The sequence below is a fragment of the Chryseobacterium sp. 'Rf worker isolate 10' genome, assembly GCF_050753305.1.
In the GTDB taxonomy this organism is placed as follows: Bacteria; Bacteroidota; Bacteroidia; order Flavobacteriales; family Weeksellaceae; genus Chryseobacterium.
In genome coordinates this window covers 35,735-54,039 of record NZ_JBOZOF010000007.1, presented here as the reverse complement: position 1 = coordinate 54,039, position 18,305 = coordinate 35,735, and the positions used below count along the sequence as shown (strand labels likewise).

The 18,305-nt window shown below is 36.7% G+C and carries 13 protein-coding genes; 9 read left to right on the top strand and 4 right to left on the bottom strand.

What is annotated here, in order from left to right; all coding sequences use genetic code 11:
- Nucleotides 1–150 precede the first annotated feature (150 nt).
- Nucleotides 151–4,053 carry a type IX secretion system sortase PorU gene (gene porU / locus LKL37_RS21945; RefSeq protein WP_431612440.1) on the top strand — a complete coding sequence of 1,301 codons (3,903 nt, stop codon included), beginning with the start codon at nt 151–153 and terminating at the stop codon, nt 4,051–4,053.
- A 59-nt stretch (nt 4,054–4,112) separates the two neighbouring features.
- Nucleotides 4,113–5,276, top strand: coding sequence for a type IX secretion system outer membrane channel protein PorV (gene porV / locus LKL37_RS21940; protein ID WP_431612441.1), 1,164 nt, complete (start codon nt 4,113–4,115; stop codon nt 5,274–5,276).
- Between the two features lie 132 nt (nt 5,277–5,408).
- Here the strand turns inward: porV and blaCHM are convergent, their stop codons facing one another.
- Nucleotides 5,409–6,167 (bottom strand): CHM family subclass B1 metallo-beta-lactamase, encoded by a 759-nt coding sequence (blaCHM, locus tag LKL37_RS21935; protein ID WP_431612442.1) that lies wholly within the window; start codon nt 6,165–6,167, stop codon nt 5,409–5,411.
- Nucleotides 6,168–6,386: 219 nt separating this feature from the next.
- Here blaCHM and LKL37_RS21930 point away from each other — a divergent pair, with 219 nt between their 5' ends.
- The gene (locus LKL37_RS21930; protein WP_431612443.1) at nt 6,387–8,651 is read left to right on the top strand and encodes an FUSC family membrane protein; all 2,265 of its coding nucleotides are present in this window, start codon (nt 6,387–6,389) and stop codon (nt 8,649–8,651) included.
- Here the strand turns inward: LKL37_RS21930 and LKL37_RS21925 are convergent.
- Entirely contained in the window at nt 8,632–9,246 is a 615-nt protein-coding gene (locus tag LKL37_RS21925) for a 4'-phosphopantetheinyl transferase superfamily protein (protein ID WP_431612444.1), read from the bottom strand. The genes LKL37_RS21930 and LKL37_RS21925 overlap by 20 nt on opposite strands.
- Before the next feature lie 183 nt (nt 9,247–9,429).
- Between LKL37_RS21925 and LKL37_RS21920 the strand changes: the two genes are divergently transcribed.
- Nucleotides 9,430–10,848, top strand: coding sequence for an aspartate/glutamate racemase family protein (locus LKL37_RS21920; protein WP_431612445.1), 1,419 nt, complete (start codon nt 9,430–9,432; stop codon nt 10,846–10,848).
- Nucleotides 10,849–10,938: 90 nt separating this feature from the next.
- On the opposite strand, the gene LKL37_RS21915 is transcribed toward LKL37_RS21920, so the two are convergent.
- Nucleotides 10,939–11,457: a pyridoxamine 5'-phosphate oxidase family protein gene (locus tag LKL37_RS21915; protein WP_431612446.1), complete on the bottom strand. Its 519-nt coding sequence runs from the start codon at nt 11,455–11,457 to the stop codon at nt 10,939–10,941.
- Between the two features lie 167 nt (nt 11,458–11,624).
- On the opposite strand from LKL37_RS21915, the gene ahcY reads away from it, so the two are divergent.
- The 5 genes from ahcY to LKL37_RS21890 all read left to right on the top strand — a co-directional run bounded on the left by ahcY (nt 11,625) and on the right by LKL37_RS21890 (nt 17,690).
- Nucleotides 11,625–12,938: an adenosylhomocysteinase gene (gene ahcY / locus LKL37_RS21910; RefSeq protein ID WP_047378461.1), complete on the top strand. Its 1,314-nt coding sequence runs from the start codon at nt 11,625–11,627 to the stop codon at nt 12,936–12,938.
- Nucleotides 12,939–13,041: 103 nt separating this feature from the next.
- Entirely contained in the window at nt 13,042–13,839 is a 798-nt protein-coding gene (locus LKL37_RS21905) for a hypothetical protein (protein WP_431612447.1), read from the top strand.
- 370 nt (nt 13,840–14,209) lie between these two features.
- Nucleotides 14,210–14,602, top strand: coding sequence for an inner membrane protein YiaA (gene yiaA, locus LKL37_RS21900; protein ID WP_121488521.1), 393 nt, complete (start codon nt 14,210–14,212; stop codon nt 14,600–14,602).
- A gap of 183 nt (nt 14,603–14,785) precedes the next feature.
- Nucleotides 14,786–16,108, top strand: a complete 1,323-nt coding sequence (locus LKL37_RS21895; protein WP_431612448.1) for a BspA family leucine-rich repeat surface protein — start codon at nt 14,786–14,788, stop codon at nt 16,106–16,108.
- 25 nt (nt 16,109–16,133) lie between these two features.
- On the top strand, nt 16,134–17,690 hold the full coding sequence (locus tag LKL37_RS21890; protein ID WP_431612449.1) for a BspA family leucine-rich repeat surface protein: 1,557 nt from the start codon (nt 16,134–16,136) through the stop codon (nt 17,688–17,690).
- 53 nt (nt 17,691–17,743) lie between these two features.
- Here LKL37_RS21890 and purE read toward each other — a convergent pair whose 3' ends face one another.
- Complete coding sequence (purE, locus tag LKL37_RS21885; protein ID WP_431612450.1) at nt 17,744–18,247, bottom strand: 5-(carboxyamino)imidazole ribonucleotide mutase; 504 nt, start codon at nt 18,245–18,247, stop codon at nt 17,744–17,746.
- Nucleotides 18,248–18,305: the final 58 nt, after the last annotated feature.

Genomic DNA, 18,305 nt, shown 5'->3' with positions numbered 1-18,305 from the left:
TTTTCAAAGTACAAAGAAAAAATAAATTATTCAATAAATCAAGTAAACATTTGATTTTTTTGAAAAACGTTAACAAATTAATTTTATTGTATCACAATTTAATTCTAAAATTTTCATTTATTTTGTAATTTAGCAATTTCAATAGTAAACATGAGACGAAAAATTACGCTTTTATCTTTAATCGCTTTTGCATCAACACTTTACGCCCAGAGAAACACCATAGAATGGAATGGTTCTAAAATCCAGGATTTTGGTGACACAAAATTAAATCTTCCCAATTTCAAAAATGAAGGTTTTTCTTTCAGCCAAAATAATGTTTTTATAATAACCAAGCAAAAAATCGGAGAAAAGCAACTGAAAATTTCAGATCTTGTCTGGGAAAATGTTTCCAATCAAGATTTATTCGAACTGGATAAAGGCAGACTTCCGGATTATGACGTGGCAGATGTTTCCTATTATAATTTAGAGGGTGATACCTATGCCAGCATTAGTATTGCTTTATTTAAAAATGTAAAAGGCCGTGTTCAGAGGTTATCTTCATTTAATGTTACAGAAGCGGCTTCATTTGTAAATACTACAGGAACTGTTAATAAGATAGGTACTACTGCCAATCCGTTATCAAGTGGAAATTTCTACAAAATAAAGGTAGATAAGTCCGGTATGTTCAAAATCACATCACAGTTTTTAAAAGATAACGGAATCAATCCGGGTTCTGTAAATCCTAAAAATTTCAGGATATATGGAAACGGAGGCGTAATGCTTCCTGAATTCAATCAGGATGGAAGATATGGTGCTTTACAGGAAAATTCCATTCAGGTAGTTGGTGAAGATGACGGTGTATGGAATGACAATGACTACGCTCTTTTCTATGCCCAGGGGCCAGATGGCTATAATCTGTATGACACTTCCAACGGGAATGGTTTTAAAAGAAAGGATACCCGATTCAGCGAAAGAAGCAATAACGTCAAAAATATCTATGAAGATTTCTCATATTACTATATCAACTTTGATAAAGGTGCCGGAAAAAGAGTTCCTACAGTTGACGGAAACCTTCCTGCCCAGCTGATTACAAGATATGACAATTACCAGGTGATCAACAAAGATCAGAAAAACCTGTTGAAAGTAGGCCGAACATGGGTAGAGGACACTCCTTTTACTAATGAAAAAACAATAACGCTTACCACCAATTCACCTATCCAGGCGAATGATGTAGTACGATACAGAACACAAGTGGTAGGTTATAAAGCACAACAGAATACCATTGATTTTAAGATCAATAATTTAACTCCAAATCCACAGCAAACCATTCCTAATGATACGTCAACCTATCAGTATAACTTCTACCCTGTAACCTTTACAGGTACTCTTACTAATCTTACGGGGAATCAGATTACAATGGTTTTGAATCCTGATATTTCTAAAAACCCTAACGGAACATTCTATTTTGATTATGTAGAAGTTCAGTACAAGGAAAATCTTGCTTTCAACGGTTCGCAGATGAACTTCAGGGATTATTCTATTGTAAGCGGCAGTAATACAGACTATGGTTTCAGTATCAGCAATGCAGCTAATATAGAGCAGGTATGGGATGTAACAGATATCACCAATGCAAGCAGAAGAGTGAATAAAGCCGGAGCAGGCTCATTCAACTTTGCCTATACAGCAGCTGATCAGAATTTCAATAATGAATTTGTAGCCTTCCGTGCGGATGCTGCTTTCAGTCCTCAGTTTGTAGGAAGAATTTCCAATCAGAATCTTTCTGCAATACAAAATATTGATTACCTGATACTTACCGTGCCTGAAATGATGGGCCAGGCACAAAGAATAGCCAACTATCATCAGACCAATCATAATTATAAGGTAGAGATTGTAGACATTAATAAGATCTATGAAGAATATGGCAGCGGAAGTAAAGATCTGACTGCGATAAGAGATTTCGTCAGCAAGCTCAATACTCCTCTTGGAAGACTTCAGTATGTATTTATTCTGGGGGATGCTTCTTTTGATTACAAGAACAGAGTTCCGAATAATTCAAACGTTGTTTCCAGCTACCAGAGTGAGCAGTCTTCAGATTATGTATCATCATTTGTAACGGATGATTATATTGTAATGACCAAGCCGCAGACAACATTATTAATTGAAAATAACCTTCCTGATCTGCCGGTAGGAAGAATTCCGGCTGCCAATGTAAGTGAAGCCGGAGATATGATCAATAAAACGCTGGCTTATTATAATTCTCTTCAGGGGCAATCGAGCCCGTTTGGAGACTGGCGTATGCGACTTGACTTCGTAGTGGATGATAATAATGAAGGAGGAAGCCCTTTCCACAATGTAATGAACACTTCTCTGGCCAATATATTTGAACAACCTGGTCAGACTGAACTGAAAGAATACAACGTTAAAAAATTATACATGGATGCTTTTACCGCTCAGAGTACATCTGGAGGGAGAAGATATCCACAAGTGAATCAGGCTATTTCCAATGCTATCGGAAACAGTCTATATCTGTTCTATTTCGGACATGGAGGAATCAATGGCTGGGCACAGGAAAGAGTATTGACAAGTACTGAGGTTCAGAATGCCAATAACTTCTCCAATGTATACAGCAGATTCCCGTTTGTATCCACGATCACCTGTGAATTTACATTATGGGATGAGCCTTCAACCAACTCTGTAGGAGAACAGTTTATCAAAATGAAACAAGGAGGTGCATCAACCATGATTACTTCCAGCCGTGCTATTGGAGTAGATTACGGACGTGATTTTACCAATACACTTACTCAGAATATATTTAAGCTAACCAACGATGATTTTAATTCATTAGGAAACGCTCATCTAATTGCAAAAAAACAAAAAGGTCCGAATAATAACCATTTAAAGGTAAACTTTCTGGGTGACCCTGCTATGAAACTGAGCAGACCACAAAGACTTCTTACTATTGATAATATTGAAACTCCGGTTCCGGGACTGATAAGAGGTTTGGATTTCGTAAAGATAAAAGGACACATCAATAATCCAAATGGAACACTGAACAACACCTTCAACGGAAGAGTAAGCATCAATATTTTTGATAAGAGATTAAACAAGAAAACATTAAATAACAGTGGCGCTTTATCTCCGGTATTAGACTATACTGAGGAAGGGAGTGCTATTGTAAAAGCTGCAGGAACTGCTGTAAATGGAGTATTCACTGCTGAATTCTATGTTCCTAAAGATATCAACTATGCCGTTGGCCAGGGAAGAATTTTAGCTTATGCAGACAATAAGGCAACAGATGTTTTCAATAATCAGGCTGTACAGGTAGGCGATATCAACCCTAACGGAATTAATGATAACCAGCCTCCAAAAGTAAAACTGTATATGAATAACACCAACTTTGCAGATGGTGGAATTACCAATCAGAATCCTATGCTTCTTGCCTGTCTTACCGATGACACAGGTATTAACTCAACAGGATCCGGAGTAGGTCACGATATTACAGTATATCTGGACGGGCAAATTATTAATACCGTTGTTTTAAATGACTATTATGCACCGGGAGAAGGAAACGGATGTTTAAATCCAAGCCTTGCAGACTTCCAAAAAGGAAATGTAACTTATCCTTTCAGAAATCTGGCAGTGGGTCAACATCAATTATCATTTAAAGTTTGGGACATAAACAATAATTCTACATCTGCTACGTTAAACTTTGAAGTTAAGGATGAATCTGACCAGCACCTGACAATTAATCGTCCGCTGAACTGGCCAAATCCATTTACGAATAAAACTTATATTCAGTTTGAACACAATTGTGATGATATTCTGGATGTGAACGTACAAATTTATACAATAACCGGAAGATTGGTAAGAACTTTATCACAACCGGTGGTAGCAGAACCGTTCCTACAGGGCTTTAGAACCCCTCGTCAGGCAATAGAATGGGACGGAAGAGATGATTTTGGTGCTACAGTAGCAAAAGGTACGTATATTTTTAAGATATTTGCAAAAAGTCAAAATCAAGAAAAATGCAAAGGAAGTGCTACAGCTGTAGAAAAAATGGTACTTTTGAAATAATTAAATAATACATAGACAATAATATTAACAAAAAACTGATAATATATAAAAGACAACATATGAATTTAACTACTAAACTGCTTTTAGGATTTGGTTTGAGTGCTGGTTTTTTAGGCTATTCGCAAGATTTAGGTAAAGTAAACCCAGTTCTTACCGGAGCTCCTTTCCTAAGAATTGCACCTGACGCAAGATCGGGAGGTATGGGAGACCAAGGGGTGGTAACCTCTCCGGATGCATTTTCACAATTCTGGAATGCGGCTAAATATCCTTTCAGCAGGACAAGTTCTTCCGTAGGTCTTAACTATACGCCGTACATGGGAAAACTTACCAATGATGTATTCTTATTATATGCTTCGTTCCATAAGTTCCTGGGGCAGGAAGAAAGATCTACAATCTCTGCAAGTATCTATTATTTCAACATGGGACAGGTGGATCTGACTCAGCTGGTAGGTACAGAAATTGCATCAATGGGTACATCAAAACCAAACGAATTCTCTATTGACGTTGCCTATGCTTTGAAGCTTTCTGATTCATTCTCTGGTGCTGTTACCGGTAGATTCATCCGTTCAGATTTAGCCGGAGGATTCAACACAGATACGACTCTTAAAGCTGCTAACAGTTTCGCTGTAGACGTTTCAGGATACTATACCTCTCCAAGATTCTCCAGTATTGGTGGATATGATGGTAAGATTAATGCTGGTTTGGCTATTCAGAACTTAGGTCCGAAACTGGATTATACAGGAAATGAAGAATCAAGATCTTATCTTCCTACTATGGCAAGATTAGGGGTTGGATATGACATGTACCTGGATGATATGAACAGAGTTGGAATTTCTGTAGAAGGTTCAAAACTTTTGGTTCCAGGATCTGAATATGCAGGAATAGACCCTAATACAAGACAGCCTATTTATCAGATTCCGAACGTAGGGCCAATGGCTGGTATCGGAAAATCTTTCAAAAATAAAAACAGTATCATGTATAGTGGTGCTCTGGAATATTCATATGACAATGCTTTTTCTGTAAGAGGAGGTTACTTCCATGAAAGTGAAGAGCAGGGAGCAAGACAGTTTGCAACAGCCGGTATTGGTTTAAAATACCGTTCTTTCGGACTGGATCTTTCTTACCTGATCAATATGTCTAAAATCAACAGTGCATTGGATAACACACTTCGTTTCGGTCTTACCTGGAACATCGGAGAAGAAACATCTAATAACGATCGTTAAAAAAAGCAACAACTATATAAAAAAGCCTCATCACTGTATGAGGCTTTTTTGTATTGAATGGTCAATTCGCTGCGCTTGTCAATTTTTGAAAATCACAAAAATTCACCATTCACTTTGCGAAGCAAAAATTCACTATTGACCTTTAAATAGTGCAATGGTATAATCAAGGAGTTTTCCATTGCCATATTCCCCATGTCCGGGAACTACAATTTTTATGTTAGGATATTCTTTTTTAACTTTCTCAGCAGTATTTGACCAGGCAGAAACATTTGCATCTCCCAAATAACCCTTACCTGCATCAAGTTCTTTCAATAAACAGCCTCCAAACAGGATATTTTCGCTTGGAAAATACCCCACAGTATTATCTTTAGTATGTCCTTCCCCGAAAAATTTTGCAATGACATCTTTATCCCCTACTTTTAAAACAACAAAATCATTAAAACTGTTTTCAGGTACAACGAAATTATTTTCTTTGGCCAGTTCTATTGTTTTCACATATGAATAGGACGGAATATTATGTTGATGAAAAGCCATCAATCCGCCCAAACTATCATCATGAAAATGTGTCGGAATAACTGCATTGATTTTTGCATGAAGTTTTTTATTGATCCATTCTATCAACTCTTCCGAACTTTTATCATTCGTAGGGGTATCAAAAACAATCGCTTCATTATTGTCTTTTACGATCAATCCGTTGCAGGGTACATTTCCGAAGCCATCTGTCTGCTTAAACGAAGTATGAATAAAAGAATTCTCCGAAATCTGGGTAATAATCAGGTCTTTTGATTTATAAATTTCCTTTGCTTTAAAATGATCTTTATTCCGCGAGCTGCAGCTCAGCATCATAAAAGAAAATAAAATGACGAAAATATTTTTAATTATGATTTTCATGAGCCTATAGTTTAAGAATTAGGATAAGCTAAAGTAAGAATTTGTAGAACATATTTACCCGCGAAAATATTTAAAAAGAATAACCTGCCGTTAATCCGCTTTATCTGTAAATTTATTTTAAACAGGACAGCAGCTCACTTTACAGGAAATATAATATTAAGTTTATAAAAGTCTCTTTTTTATGGCGATTTTCTTAAATTCAATAGCTATTTTTGTAATATGAACTATTCGGCGGAGCTAAAAAAATTTGTAACCAGTCAGTATGTATATTCTGCCATCAGAATTACATTAGCTACTGTTCTGCCTTGTTTAGTCCTTGCCCACTTTGGAATTTTGAAGGAATATTTCCTTTTTCCATTGGGAACCAGCTTTGTAGCACTTACAGATCAACCCGGCCCTTTTATCAGAAGAAGAAATGCCCTTACTTTTGCCATCTGCTGTTTTGTATTTGTAGCGCTCATTGCAAGCCTTGTCATGAATTTTAAAGTATTGGTTCTCGCGGAGATTATTGTCTTCGGGATGTTCTTCTCCCTGATTGGGGTTTACGGTCAGAGATTAGCAGCTGTAGGTTCGCTATCACTTGTTGTACTCGCCATCTTTATTGACGGTCACCTTACAGGAAGTAATATATTTAAAAGTTTACTGATTTTTGCCTGTGGATGCATATGGTTCCTTCTCATCTTCCTTATTGTGACGACTATTCGTCCTTATAAACTGGCAAGCCAGATGATTGGGGAAAATTACCTTCAGCTCGCTGAATTTTTAAAGATTAAAGCCAATTATTATCAGAAGAATCCGGATTTTAACAAACTGACCACTCAGGTTATTGCAAAGCAGATTGGAATAAAAAACCTGCAGGAAGACACCAGAGAAACGGTTTTTAAAACGAGAACCATCGTAAACGAATCTACCACAACCAGTCGTTTACTAATGTTGATGTTCCTGAATTCCATGGATCTTCATGAAAAGTTAATGACCTCTGAAAGCGATTATCAAAAATTGCAGCAAAGCTTTGAGGACAGCATGATTCTGGTCAACATTCATGATTATCTCAATCTTTTGGCAGAAGAGATCACCAATATAGGGATTGCCCTTCAAAGCGGTACCCGGGCAAAGCCTATGGCCAATCTGGATGTGGAATTAAAGAATCTTAATTACAATTATTTCGAACTCAGAAACAAGCAGCTTTCTTCAGACAATCTGGAAAACTTCATGATCCTGCGTCAGATCCTGATGCGTATCTATGAGATTACCAAAGAAATCAATGAGATCTATAAAGTATTTTCACAAAACATCAAACTGGCAAAGAGTTTATCTACGGGATTAGATTTGAAAAAATTTATGCCTAATGAGCCTAAACTTAATGCAAAGGTTTTAAGAAATAATATTTCATTATCCTCTTCCCATTTCCGCCATGCGATAAGAATTACAACAGCTTTGCTCTTGGGGTATGTTTTCTCGATGTTTGATTTTCTGGGATTGGGACATACATATTGGATATTAATTACCATTACAGCCATCTTAAAACCGGCCTACTCTATCACAAAACAGAGAAACCTTCTCCGGCTCTATGGAACCATTGCAGGAGCAAGTATTGCTTATGGCATTCTGCATTTTGTACACATTAACGGAGTTTTATTTGCAATCCTGCTGATCAGTATGATTATGTGTTTCAGCTTTTTGAAAGGACGGTATTTTTGGGCGGTATTGTTCATGACGATCTATGTTTTCCTCAGTTTTAATTTTTTAAATCCGGGGAAAGTCAATATCATTTTTAAAGACAGAATCTTTGATACCGCTATTGCCGGAATCATTGCTTTTGCAGTTTCTTATATTGTACTGCCGGTTTGGGAACATACCCAAAATCTGGATCTGATGAAGAAATCTGCTGCAGACAACCTCATCTATTTTCAAAGTGTAATTTCTAAATTCTTACAGGGAAATTTCGATCTTGAAGATTATAAGGTAAAACGAAAAAATGCTATTATTTCGTTGGCTAATCTTTCCGATAATTTCCAGAGAATGATTTCCGATCCTAAAAACCAGCAGAAAAAACTGGAAGTTGTTCATCAGTTTGTAGCAACATCCCATTTGATTACTGCTTATACTGCTTCCTTATCTCAATACTCAAAAAGTAATGAGCAATATCCTGAGATAGATGCTGAAAGCTGGAGCAGAAAAATTGAAGCAGAAATGCAGCAAACTTCTGCGCTTCTCAACGGAAATGACATCAACGAAACATTGAAAATGGAAAGCCGTCTTGAACCAGAAGATTCTTCTATTGAAGATATGCTTTTAAAAAGAAAAACCGAGATTGAGGAAAATGACATTGTTGACCGAAGAGACCCTGATAAAGTATCCCACTTAACGGAACTTAAAAACATCCACGATATCCTGGAACTGATCTATGATGTAGCCAAAGAACAGAGAAAAGTGATCGAAAAATACAAAAACGAAACAGAGCCTACTCCTCCACAATCGTAAAGCAGTAATCGTCGAAAAATTCTACTCTGGCTTTGAATTCATCAGAGAATTGTTCATCGTATACGCGGCAGCTTATCTTATGAAGGTGCTTCAGCTCAAAAGGCTTCACTTCATAATTTTTCTTTAAAGACCAGTATTTGGAGTGATGAATTTTGTACATGCTTTCTTTTACACTCCATATAATAGTATAAAAAGTGTCTGCTTTGTCTTCAGGAATGAATCCACGCTCGTTTTCATAAGTGAATTTATCAATTACCCTTAAGATTTTAGGGTTGAACTTTTCTACGTCTATTCCTATTTTATTTTTAGAAATAGCAATGGCAGCAAAAGGAAAAGAATGTGTAATAGAGATTTCCGCATCGTTGGGTGAAAGAAAAGGTTCTCTTTCTTTATATAAAATTTTAGAATCCGGCTTTAATCCTTTCAGGAGCTTGCGAACCATAAGGACTTCCAATAGTTTTTTAGGATGATAATCTTTCACCTTCTCAGCATTTTCCTGTTCCAGAAGTTGGTTGATATCAAGTTCTTCACTTTCATCGTATTTCCACACTAGGATCGTGGCATTATCATCTGAAAAATCTCTGTAAAGGGGCATTCTTTTTTTATTCGATAAAATTAGTGAAAAGAAGTGAGAGAAGAAAATCATTGAGAATCGAGGGGGTCAGCATCGGAGTACACGGATATTATAAGTATCTGGGAAAACAGCAAATAGCTTAAATAAAAAAGATCTCTCCACGATTAAAAGTGGTAAATTTGTTACGATCATAAAAGTATAACATTGGAAAAAATTGCAGTTATTGGAGGACTTGGTACATTGGCGGGAGGTGACTTGTTTTTTAAGTTATTAAAGCATCAAAAGGTGCTAAAGAACCAATTACATTATCATTTTGTTTTTGAGCAGCAACCTTACAGCCAGATTAACCTGCCTTTATACCATGAGGAAGATATTAAGTCCAGGAAATTTTACACCTATAATCTATGTCAGAACTTTGAAACTCAGTCTGTGACAAAAGTTCTACTCCCGTGCTTTTCCAGTCACTCATTTTTAGAAGAGTTGCAGAAAGAAGTTTCTATCCCTATCGTTAATATTTTTGAGGCACTGAAAAACTATGTTAATCTACACTTTAAAACAGGAATAAAAATTGGAGTATTAACTTCTGATTTTGTGAAAGAAAACAAAATACTCAATAAATATCTCCCCGATTACGAACTGGTATTTCCGTCAGATCAACAAAAACTGATGGAAGCTATTTATGGAGATCAAGGAATTAAAAACGGACATTTTGACGGGCTTTCTTTAGAGTACATCTATAAAGCCTGTACAGAACTCTATGATAAAGGCTGCAACATTATTCTGCCAGGAATCACAGAACTTTCCCTGGTTGTGGAACAGTTATGGAAACGAGGGATACTTATTCTTGATGTAAACCAAATCTATGCTGATTATGCATTGGAATATGATAGCGATATTACAGCTAAACAATTCAAACTTGGAATATTGGGTGGTGTAAGTCCTTCAGCTACGGTAGACTTCATGAACAAGATTATAAGAAATACACCTGCAAAAAAAGATCAGGATCATATTAAAATGGTAGTTGAACAAAATCCTCAGATTCCGGATAGAACAGCTCACCTGATTCATCACGAAAAGGATCCCAGTATAGCCATGTTTTCTACCTGCAAACGTCTGGAAGCTGAAGGGGCAGATGCTATAGCTATCCCCTGCAATACAGCCCACGCATTTGTAGAAGAGATTCAGAAATATTTAAATATTCCAGTGATCAACATGCTGACGACAACTGCTGAATATATCGGTGTAAATTTTGGGCAATCTGTAAAGGTAGGGTTATTAGCAACCAGTGGAACCATCGAAAGTAAAGTATATCATGACATCCTCGAAAAATCCGGTTTTGAATTGATCATTCCCGATAAAGAACATCAAGCCTACGTCATGGAAACCATTTATGGTAAATATGGAGTAAAAGCAGGATTTATTGATGGTGTTTGTAGAGAATATCTTATGAATGCAGCTGAATACATGATCAGCAATGGAGCTGATGTAATCATATTAGGTTGTACGGAGCTGCCTCTCATTTTTCCTACAGAGACAGAAATAATTAAAAATAAAAAAAATATTCCTTTGATTGATCCCACTTTAATTCTTGCTAAGAAAATCGTCACAATTGCAAAAGCATAGAATTCTTACGAAGTTATAAAGAACAGCTGTAATTGTAGCTGCAACTGTTCTTTATAGATTTGAGCAGCTTATAAAACACTCAATATTTCTTTATTTAGACTGATGATTCGCATCATTTCTGTGTTCTACAATTTCCAGATTGGCATCTACAAAATAAGCACTTCCGAATCCGTTTACATAAGATCCTTTTACAGGCTGTAATGCAATTAAAATAAAATCACCCATTTCAGAAATTACATCCACTACTTTACCGTGAGCTTCTTTAAGTTGAGTCACTACAGTATTCCACACTTCGGAGTCTCTTTCAATCTGTGAAGCTGCAGCTTCAATAGTAAGACGTTCGCGGGCATAGATCTGTTTGGTAGCTGATTCATCTTCTATAAACATGATTGATGTTTTTCTTCCGTCAGCAAGATTTTTAGTATGTTTTGCCATGAAAGATACCAGAATATAAAAGGTCTGATCTATCTGTACAAAAGGTGCATAGCTGGAATTTGGATTTCCCTCAGCGTCTACAGTAGCCAGAATCATACTTTTTGAAGCATTGATGAGCTCCTGTACTTTTGGAGCAACTGGTTTGATTTTCTTTTCTGTATGAGAATGATTCATAATATATTTTTTTACGAGTTAAAATTAATTATTTATATTAAGACTAAATAATATTAAATCATGTTTAATCTCATAAAACTGAACTTGATCTGCCGTTTTTATATCTTAATTATTAATCGTAATTTTGCCTTTCGTTATCAATTGAATTTAAAAACTATTCATTACATATGAGTACTACAACACAATACGTTCCTTATAAAGTTAAGGATATCTCCCTTGCAGAATGGGGTAGAAAAGAAATTACTCTTGCAGAAGCAGAAATGCCTGGTTTGATGTCTATCCGTGAAGAGTACGGACCGTCTCAGCCACTGAAAGGAGCAAGAATCGCTGGATGTCTTCACATGACCATCCAAACGGCTGTGCTTATCGAGACATTGGTAGCTTTAGGAGCTGAAGTTACCTGGTCATCTTGTAATATTTTCTCTACACAAGACCACGCTGCTGCTGCTATTGCTGCTGCGGGAATTCCGGTTTATGCTTGGAAAGGTTTAAATGAAGAAGAATTTGACTGGTGTATTGAGCAGACTTTATTCTTTGGTGAAGACAGAAAGCCATTAAACATGATTTTGGATGATGGTGGAGATTTGACCAACATGGTTTTTGACAAATACCCTGAATTCACAAAAGATATCAAAGGTCTTTCTGAAGAAACTACTACAGGGGTACACAGACTGTACGAAAGAATGAAGAATGGAACTTTAGTAATGCCTGCAATCAACGTAAATGATTCAGTTACTAAATCGAAATTCGACAACAAATACGGATGTAAAGAATCTGCTGTAGATGCAGTAAGAAGAGCTACAGACGTAATGTTAGCCGGAAAAAGAGTGGTAGTTTGCGGATACGGAGACGTAGGTAAAGGTACTGCTGCTTCATTCAGAGGAGCTGGTTCTATCGTTACTGTTACGGAAATTGACCCAATCTGTGCACTTCAGGCTGCAATGGACGGTTATGAAGTAAAAAGATTAGATACTGTGGTAGACAATGCTGATATCATCATCACTACAACAGGTAACTTCAATATCGTAAGAGGAGAGCACTTCCTTAAAATGAAAGATAAAGCGATCGTTTGTAACATCGGTCACTTCGATAATGAAATCGATATGGCTTGGTTAAATAAGAACTACGGTCAGACGAAATCTGAAGTGAAGCCTCAGGTTGATATCTATACCATCGAAGGAAAAGAAGTAATCATCCTTGCAGAAGGTAGATTGGTAAACCTAGGATGTGCTACAGGCCACCCAAGTTTCGTAATGTCTAACTCTTTCTCTAACCAGACTTTGGCTCAGATCGAATTATGGAACAATTCTGCTGCTTATGGAAACGAAGTATACATGCTTCCTAAGCACTTAGATGAGAAAGTAGCGGCTTTACACCTTAAGAAATTAAGCGTTGAGCTTGAAACGCTTTCTCCTGAGCAGGCAGAGTACATCGGAGTAGACGTAAAAGGCCCATTCAAGCCTGAATACTACAGATACTAAGAGTTAAATAAAATATGATATTATCCCACTATTTCTAAGATAGTGGGATTTTTTTATGTAAAGGCATAGCACATTCCGTATTTTTGCCGACTAAAAAAATAACATGAAAAAAATCTTATTTCTGGGATTAATGAGCGCTGTGGTATTCTTTAACAGCTGCAGCAGTAATGATGATAATGGGACTAATACTCCTTCAGAACCAAAGACCTTATTAAGTAAAATTACTACAGTTTACTACGACAACCCGGCTCAGCCAGATACAAGCATAGAAACTCTACAATACAATAACCAGGGTGAACTTATAAAAACGTTGTCATCATCAAGTAGTTCAACGTTTGAATATAGTAACGGAAGGCATGTAAAAATAAATTATTACAATAACAATCAGGAACTGGAATATTATTCTGTTTTTAATTACAATGGAGATCAGCTCGTAAACGTTAAAGCAATCTACTCTAACCCGGATTACAACAGAACGATTACGTATAATTATAATACCAACGGACAGGTGATCTCTTCCACGCTTTGCCAGTCCCCAGACTGTTCCCATCCAATTGTTACCACTTATACTTATAATGGAAATAATATCTCATCAGAAACTTCAGAGAGCGGAGGATCCAGTTTTAACTCTAAAATTGTTTTCTCTTATGATGACAAACTGAATCCTTACACAAACACCAACAAATATCTCAAAATTGTGATGGGAGGAGCTTATGTTGTAAGCAAAAACAATTATCTGACCGAAAAGATCAGCTATAAAAGTAATGGAGTCTGGATACAAAATCAAACGAGAACTTCCACGATACAATACAACAGCGCTGGTTATCCTACTCAGGTGATTTCAAAAGAAGCCAATGGCAGCCTTTCCGCTCAGTATAATTACGAATACATTACTCAATAATACAAAGCTCTCCATTTTGGAGAGTTTTTTATGAGCTGGTTCCCGCTATCCGCTCATACTCCTCACGCCAGGCTATCCCATACCTATGTTCCGGGGTAACCGCTGCTATCGGGGCTAGGGGGAAAATTATGAATTATAAATTATGAGTTATGAATTACGGACAGATTTATAAATATTCAATAGGAACGGACTATTATCCTGAGCATAGTCGAAGGGAGTGCGTTTTACAATAAAGCAAAATCAATTGGCTTTAACCAAAACATAAAAATTAGTATATGTATTTCACCGTATTTTGCCCATATTTTCCCTATACTGAGGCTCTGTTTACAAAAAATGAATATCTTAGCCCTCTTAAATAAAACATTAATCTATGAAAAAACAAAAGGTATCAAATGCATTCATCGCTGCATCGTGGGTAGCTTTGGGAGCCGGAATGATCGGTTTCATCGTCGGCCTTGCAAGAGCCGAAATGCTGCTGAATGAAAAAGGATATTATTTCACTATTCTTCTTTATGGCTTATTTGCCGTTGTTTCTCTACAGAAAGCAGTAAGAGACAGATTAGAAAACATTCAGGTAACGGATATTTATTATGGGATCTGCTGGTTTGCTACATTATCATCTATTGTACTACTCGCTATCGGACTTTGGAACGCAACCATCCTTCCAAGTGAAAAAGGTTTTTATGCCTTTGCATTTTTGCTCGCTCTCTTCGGAGCCATTGCAGTCCAGAAAAATACCCGGGACAATATGATTCAGGAATAAAGTAAAACTCTCCATTTTGGAGAGTTTTTTATTTACCATAATACACAACACTTAAAAGAATAACGAATAATATTATTAATATTTTAAAATTTCATTATATTTATATCATAAAATAGAAATATAATGAAAAATATTTACTTATCTCTATTTTTACCTTAAAAACTAATACCATAAACCATAAACATGATTTTAAAAAAAATCCCGGTACTCATTTTCCTTTTACTGATAGTCATAGCAAAAGCACAAAATGAGTTCATCACCATTTGGAAAACTCAGAATGCACAACTTATTAAATTTCCCGGCCGGGGAACTAACTTCCAGGTATCCTGGGAAGAGATAGGATATCCTCAACATACCGGAACAATGCATAATGTAACCTCAACCACGGAATTTATTATCAATTTGGGAACTCCACTAAACCCATCCCCTGCCCAAGCCAGCTATAAGATTAAAATTAGTGATGGAAACGGAAGTTTTGATCAGGTCAGATTTTATAATGGCTCGTCAATCCCGGTTTACAATGCTTCAGACCGATCAAAAATCACTCAGATTACCCAATGGGGAAATATAAAATGGAAGAGCTTTGACAATGCTTTTGTATACTGTGATAATATGGATGTGACAGCCACAGATGCACCTGATCTCAGCATGGCTACCAGCATGCGTCAGATGTTTTATTTATGCATTTCACTAATCGGAAATCCCTCTTTCAATACATGGAATACCTCTACCATTACAGATATGCATTATATGTTTGGTGATGATACTCTTTTCAACCAGCCATTGGGAAGCTGGGATACTTCGAATGTTACAGATATGTCTTATATGTTTGACTATACAGGATTCAACCAACCTTTGGGGAAATGGAACACCGCTAAGGTGACCACCATGGAGCACATGTTTCATGATTCAGGAAATTTCAACCAGGATCTGCAAAACTGGAATACAGGAAATGTCACCAATATGAACGAAATGTTCCATGGCACTGTTTTTAATCAGAATCTTGGAAGATGGAATTTAAGCTCATTAACAACAGCAACCGATCTATTTCTCAATTCTGCTATGAGCTGTCTGAATTATGATAAAACACTTTATGGATGGAGCCAGAATTCATCAACACCCAATAATATTGATTTATCAAATGCTTCCCCATTAATCTACTCTCATTCTGATGCTGTAGCCGCAAGAAATTATTTAATCAATAATAAAGGCTGGACGATATCCGGTGATGTTTACAATGGCCTCTGCAACCAGACCCTTTCAGCTTCTGAAACGGAGATTAATAATAAACCCACCATTTATCCCAATCCGGTAACAGATCATATTTATCTTAAAAACATTCCGAATGCTGTAAGTTATATCATAACCGATATGAGCGGAAGAATTGCTGTCAAAGACAACCTTGAAGATGAAAAAATTAATGTCAGACTTTTATCTCCCGGCAATTATATGCTGCAGATTTTGACAAAGGATAAAATCCATTCATTGCCATTCATCAAAAAATAGCTCTAATAACTATAAAATTATAATCATGATTTTAAAAAAGATACAATCACTTATTTTTCTTCTGTTGGTTACTATTGTGAGCGCTCAGGATGAGTTTATTACGATCTGGAAACCTGCATCTACGATAATACCCACAGTAACTGTAGATGCACCCTATCAGGCAAATCCTCAGCAAATATGGTTTCCCGGAATTGGTGATAATTATAACATTTATTGGGAGGAAGTAGGATATCCGCAGCATAATGGCTCCCTTATGAACGTCACTTCTACGAAGCAGGTTCTTATTGATTTTGGCCCATCACTCTCAGATGGAACTGATGCTAAATACAGAGTAAAAGTAAGTAATGGCAGCGGAGCTTTCAGTCAAATAAAATTCGGATCTGCTCAGCTATATGCTGCTCCTGAACAACTCATCCCTATCTGGCAGGTGAACGGAAGTGCTGATAAATTATTAGAAATAGAACAATGGGGAAACATTTCATGGGCTAGCATGAACAGTGCCTTCAGTCTATGTAAGCTTATGGTACTTACTGCAACAGATACTCCGAAACTTAATAATGTGGATGATGCGTCTTTCATGTTTTATGGTACAACCAGCTTTACAGGTGCCAGCTCTATGCAAAACTGGGAGACTTCTAAAATCAAGAATTTCAGTTTTATGTTTTCGCTCTTGTTTGATATTACACCGGCTGCACTCACAGAGCAGTTCAACTCTCCTTATCTTGACAGCTGGAATATGTCTTCCGCAACAAACCTCAGCTATATGTTTGGAAATAGAACCCATTTTAATCAGACTCTCAACAGCTGGGATGTTTCCAATGTGACTGATATGAGCTGGATGTTTGGCCAGTGTTTAAGCTTCAATCAGCGTCTGGACAACTGGGAGACACCCAATCTTGAAGACATGCATTTTATGTTTCATATGATTCCAGTTTTTAATCAACCATTAAACTGGAACACTTCTAAAGTTACGAATATGGCTCATGTATTTCATGGCTGTACATCTTTTAATCAGCCGTTGGAAAGTTGGGATATGACTAAAGTAACGAAAATAGATCAGATCCTTAATGTTGCTTCAAGTTTTAATCAGCCATTGGGAAACTGGAATTTAGCTTCTGTTATTGATGGTGGCGGTGCTTTTACGATGTCAGGTATTAATTGTGAAAATTACAGCAAAACACTTATGGGATGGGCAGACAATCCCAATACGGCAAACAATGTTTCATTAGGTTCTTTAACAGGATTAAAATATGCTTCAAATGTGTCTGACAAAAGAGATATTCTCATTAATAAAGGTTGGTCATTAACAGGTGATACTGTAGGAAACTGTTTACTGTCTTCATCAGATTTGAAACTGAATAAAAAGCTTTCACTTTATCCTAATCCTGCAGTGGATGATATTCACATTGAAGGATTATCGGATATTAAAAGTTATAAAATTTATGATACAAGTGGAAGACTGGTAAAGGAAGGAAATCCTAACAGAGATATGATCAATGTAAGCTCTCTGCCAAAAGGAAATTACATTTTGCAGTTCATTCTGAAAGATACTACCCTCTCTTCAAAATTCATTAAGAAATAGAACAAAGAAGCCTCGCTGAAAAGTGAGGCTTTTATTTTGAGTTTAATGATCAACTATTTGTCAAAGTGATTAGGATGCTGAGCTTTAATATCATCTACGGTTCCCAGTACTTTATCTTTTAAAGAATCCTGATATTTCTGAAGTTTTGCAGCTACTTCTTCATTACCGCTTCCTAAAATTTTTGCGGCTAAGATCCCTGCATTCAAAGCCCCGTTCAAAGCTACAGTAGCTACCGGAATTCCACCGGGCATCTGAAGAATAGACAAAACAGAATCCCACCCGTCTATAGAATTGCTGGACAAGATCGGAACTCCTATTACCGGAAGTGTAGTACAGCTTGCCACCATTCCCGGAAGGTGGGCTGCCCCTCCTGCTCCTGCTACAATTACCTTCAGCCCCCTTTCATGAGCAGTTTTTGCATAATCGAACATTCTTTCCGGTGTTCTGTGCGCTGAAACTACAGTTAGTTCATAAGGGATATCAAGGCTTTTAAGAAAATTTGCAGCCTGTTCCATGATCGGCAGATCACTCTGACTGCCCATAATAATTCCTACCATCTTCAATTTTATTAGATGTTCAAAGATAAAAAATTAAAAATTAAAGCTGGAAGTTAGG

What these genes read in the sequence shown, in the direction of transcription:
- LKL37_RS21905 (WP_431612447.1), top strand. Translation starts at nt 13,042, where the DNA reads ATGAAAAAAATCTTATTTCTGGGATTAATGAGCGCTGTGGTATTCTTT.
- LKL37_RS21925 (WP_431612444.1), bottom strand. Translation starts at nt 9,246, where the DNA reads ATGCCCCTTTACAGAGATTTTTCAGATGATAATGCCACGATCCTAGTG.
- ahcY (WP_047378461.1), top strand. Translation starts at nt 11,625, where the DNA reads ATGAGTACTACAACACAATACGTTCCTTATAAAGTTAAGGATATCTCC.
- LKL37_RS21890 (WP_431612449.1), top strand. Translation starts at nt 16,134, where the DNA reads ATGATTTTAAAAAAGATACAATCACTTATTTTTCTTCTGTTGGTTACT.
- LKL37_RS21895 (WP_431612448.1), top strand. Translation starts at nt 14,786, where the DNA reads ATGATTTTAAAAAAAATCCCGGTACTCATTTTCCTTTTACTGATAGTC.
- porV (WP_431612441.1), top strand. Translation starts at nt 4,113, where the DNA reads ATGAATTTAACTACTAAACTGCTTTTAGGATTTGGTTTGAGTGCTGGT.
- porU (WP_431612440.1), top strand. Translation starts at nt 151, where the DNA reads ATGAGACGAAAAATTACGCTTTTATCTTTAATCGCTTTTGCATCAACA.
- LKL37_RS21915 (WP_431612446.1), bottom strand. Translation starts at nt 11,457, where the DNA reads ATGAATCATTCTCATACAGAAAAGAAAATCAAACCAGTTGCTCCAAAA.
- blaCHM (WP_431612442.1), bottom strand. Translation starts at nt 6,167, where the DNA reads ATGAAAATCATAATTAAAAATATTTTCGTCATTTTATTTTCTTTTATG.
- purE (WP_431612450.1), bottom strand. Translation starts at nt 18,247, where the DNA reads ATGGTAGGAATTATTATGGGCAGTCAGAGTGATCTGCCGATCATGGAA.
- yiaA (WP_121488521.1), top strand. Translation starts at nt 14,210, where the DNA reads ATGAAAAAACAAAAGGTATCAAATGCATTCATCGCTGCATCGTGGGTA.
- LKL37_RS21930 (WP_431612443.1), top strand. Translation starts at nt 6,387, where the DNA reads ATGAACTATTCGGCGGAGCTAAAAAAATTTGTAACCAGTCAGTATGTA.